General features: G+C 73.6%; 2 protein-coding genes. Both read right to left on the bottom strand.

Features of this window, described 5'->3' with window-relative positions:
• Positions 1-177: 177 nt before the first annotated feature.
• Entirely contained in the window at positions 178-3144 is a 2967-nt protein-coding gene (locus HW578_RS24480; protein ID WP_198373318.1) for a CHAT domain-containing protein, read from the bottom strand.
• Positions 3144-3527: hypothetical protein (locus HW578_RS24475; RefSeq protein WP_198373317.1), on the bottom strand; the 384-nt coding region annotated here is incomplete at its 5' end. The genes HW578_RS24475 and HW578_RS24480, both read right to left, overlap by 1 nt.

Here is a 3527-nt window from a genome sequence, read left to right as displayed (position 1 = left end):
CTATGCTGGATCGCGCGACGGACCGCCTCTGTCGTGCGGGCGCAGCCGTGAAGAACCTGCCCCATAGCGCATCCCTCCATGCCAGGGAGAAGACTGCACCACCAAAGCCCGGGACCAAACATCTAGCCCTCCGCTCAGGCCAGAGCGGCTGTTCTTCAACAAGCCCGTGCGCGGGGATCAGCGTGTCGCCGCCGCGGCCTGAACCGATCGCCCGGACGGGCCGGGTCCCACCAGGGCGAAGGCGCCCCACAGCGCCGGATGCCCGCCACCCGCCACGTTGCGCGCTAGGTCCAGCTGCGCGTTCCGAAGTGCTTCCGCCATGCCCTGGCCCTGCTGCAGGTTGCGCAGCGAATACGCGATGATCCGCGTGGCCGCCGCGTCGTTCAGGTACCAGTGCGTGACCATCAGCGACCGCGCCCCGGCGTAGAAGATGGAACGCGCCAGGCTCGACAGGCTCTCGCCCGCGCTGCCGCCGCCGGAATTGCAGGCGGACAGCACCACGACATCGGCATCCAGCTCGAGCTCGAGCACCACGCCTGCCGTCAGCAGCGCATTCGCTGCATTCGGCGCCCCCGGCGTCGCCGACGCGATGATCGTTGCCTCCTGAAGGCAGGACAGCTCGCCGGGCAACAGTCCGTGCGTTGCGAAATGCAGCACCCGGAAGTCCCGCAGCGAGGTCCGCCGCACCGCCTCCACCGTGAAGGCGGAGCCGGCGCGAATGTCGCGCGCCGATGCCCCCATCAACTGCCCCGACGCCTGCAGTTCGAGCCCCGCCGTTGCCAGCGCCGGCAGGCTCGCCAGCAGGCGCCCGCATTGTGCCGAGTCCGGGAAGGTGCGCACCGCCTGGGCCAGCGGGACCGGTGTCGGCGCACCGAAGCCGAACCAGGGCTGCGACGCCTGCGATGCACCCGCGCGCCGCAGCGCCACCAGGCTGGAGGGCGCCGGCAGATGCGCGACCGGCATGCGCGCCAGCAGGAACGAGACGTTGTCATGCCCCGTCGGCGCCGGCGGCGGCGCGTCCACCAGCACCCCGAAGGGCACCGAAAGAAGCTGCCCCGAGGGCACCACCAGCAACCGCCGCGCCTCGGCGATCGGCGCCGCTACCTCGGCGAAGAGCGCGCCGTAGATCTCGTGCGCGGCGCCGGCGGCGAAGGGCTTCTCGCCGTTGCCGTCCTCCAGCGTGCCGCGCAGCTGCGCAACCAGCGCATCCATGCGCGTGCCGGTCACGCCGATCCGCCCGCCGCTGATTCGCCCGTCGCGCAGGACGAAGGTCCAGCCATTCCCCTCCGGCGGCAGGAAGACCGATGCCAACGCTTCGCCGGGCTCCAGCCTCTCGAGCACCTCCGCGGCCGACGACACCGATTGCAGCAGCTGCGCGAAGCCGGGCGCGGCGGTCTGCGCCGCCTGGTCGGCGTCGGTCAGCGCGTCCTGCGCGGCGGCGATCCGGGTGTCGATCTCCTGGACCGAAGGCCCGCCGCCACGACCCGCAGCCACCGAGGCTTCGTCCCGCGCGCGATAGAGCGTGGCCAGCTGGCGCCCGGCCGCGTCGCGCTGGCGGATCGCCTCGGCCGCGGTGGGGTTGCGCGAGCTTTCGCTCAGCCGCGCCGCCGCCCGGGCGATCTGCGTGGTCGTCACGCTGCCCTGGGCGAGTTGCGCCGCTTCGAAGGCCTCGGCCAGAAGCGCCTGGCCGTCGCGCCCGGCGCTGCGCGCGAAGGCGTCAACGCAGGGACCCATGGCGCGGGCGCTGGTGCCCTCGCGCAGCTCCCGCAGGACGGTCGCGGCGCGACGGCAGGGGTCCAGGACCGATTGCAAGCTCCCGCCTGCTTCCAGCGCCGCCGCCGCCTGAAGCAGCAGCGTGTCGGCATAGGGCCGCGAGCGCGGTACTCCCCGCGCGAAGCGTGCCGCGGAACTGGCGAAAAAGCCGCTCGCGCGGGCGGGAGACCCGGAGCTGTCGGCGACCGCGCCGCTGGTGCGTGCCACTCGCGCCGCCACCAGGTCCGCCCCCGGCAGGCCCGGGCCGACGGCGGCAATCTGCGCGGCCGCCGCCGAGGCCATTTCGGCCTCCTGCACGCGGCCCGTGCTGCGCAGCACGGCGGCGCGGTTGCGCTGCACCTCGACCAGGCCGACGATCCCGCGCGCCGCGACCGGATCGATGACGGCGCCCGCGGCCTGGAAGGCGCCGGAGCGCGACCCGGCGCCGCCAGCCCGCAATTCGCGGGGAACCTCCGCTCCGTACAGCGCCTCCGCCCGGTTGAACTCGGCGAGTGCCGCATCGTCCTGCCGGCGGTTGGCCTCGTGCAGGCCGCGGTAATGAGCGAGCTGCGCGCGGGCCAACGGATCGGAGGCACGCGCGGCAAGCGGCGCGGCGCGCGCGAACATCGCCTCGGCCTCCGGATGCCGGCCCTGATTGGACAGTTGCAGTGCGAGCCTGACCATGGTCCCGAAGGTGTCCGGCGAACCGGTGCCGAGCATCCGTTCCTGCGCCGCCAGCGCCCCGCGATAGGCCGTCTCGGCGACGACGAAGCGTTCCGCCTGGTTGGCGTCGCGCCCAAGCGTCATCAGCTGTTCGTATTGCGCGAGGTCGTTGGCGCCGAAGCTCTGGCGCGACAGCCGCGCTGCCATCATGTCGAGCGCGGCGGAGGGCGGAAGCGTGCCGGTCGGGGTTGCCAGGCCGGCCAGGATGCCGATCGCGCGTTCCGCCGCCGGCAGTGCCGGCAGGACGCCCTCGGCCTCGTAGCCGTGGCCGCCCGCGGCGGTCACCAGTGCGAAGGCGGGCCATCCACCGACATGCCGCCGGCAATTCAGCAACGCGGCGGGCTGGCCGCCGAGGATAGTGGTCGTCGCCGGCGCGTCGCAACTCATGCGGGCCGCCTGTGCGGTGGCCGTCTGCGTCGCCAGCGCCGACACCGGTGCCGCGGCCACGCGGCGAACGCGCGCCGAAGGCGAGGTCCACTCGCCGCAGTAGACCTCGGCGCTGTCGCCGCTTCGCAGCATCCGGCAGGCTTCGCCGCGTGCATTGCCCCCGATCGGCAAGGCTTCCGCGGCGGTGGCACCAGCACCGCCGGGGACATAGGCCTCGGGCGGCGGGGCGACGCAGCCGGAGAGCATCAGCGCCAGCAGCGCGAGGCGGAGCGGGACGGTCATCAGTAGTCTCCGCCGCGAATGTCAGGGGGCGCCAGCTCGCTGTCCTCGGTTGGATCGCGCGTGGGCTGGAGGGCGAGATCGGGTGTCGGCGGCCGAAGCTGGTCCACGGCCGCGAGCAGCAACGCCGGGTTCAACACGGCGATCACCGCGCCAGGGTTGAGCAGCGGCAGGAGCGGCAAGTCCGGCAGCAGCGGTCGCTCTGTTACCACCGGCACCACCGGCACTTCGGGCAAGACCGGCACCTCGGGCACGATCGGCGCGGCGCAGAGCGCCGTCCCGATCGGGCAGTTGTTGAAGGTGAAGCTCTCGCGGTTCGGCGGCGGGTCGGGCAGCGGCACCGCGTCGGCGGTCGCGCGGCGGCCCAGCGCCGCGGCAGGCTCGCC

Origin of the sequence: Roseomonas rosulenta, from assembly GCF_016106005.1 — a bacterium.
Classification (GTDB): Bacteria; Pseudomonadota; Alphaproteobacteria; order Acetobacterales; family Acetobacteraceae; genus Neoroseomonas; species Neoroseomonas rosulenta.
The sequence above is the reverse complement of the archived record's forward strand: the minus strand, read 5'-3'. Positions and strand labels throughout refer to the sequence as shown.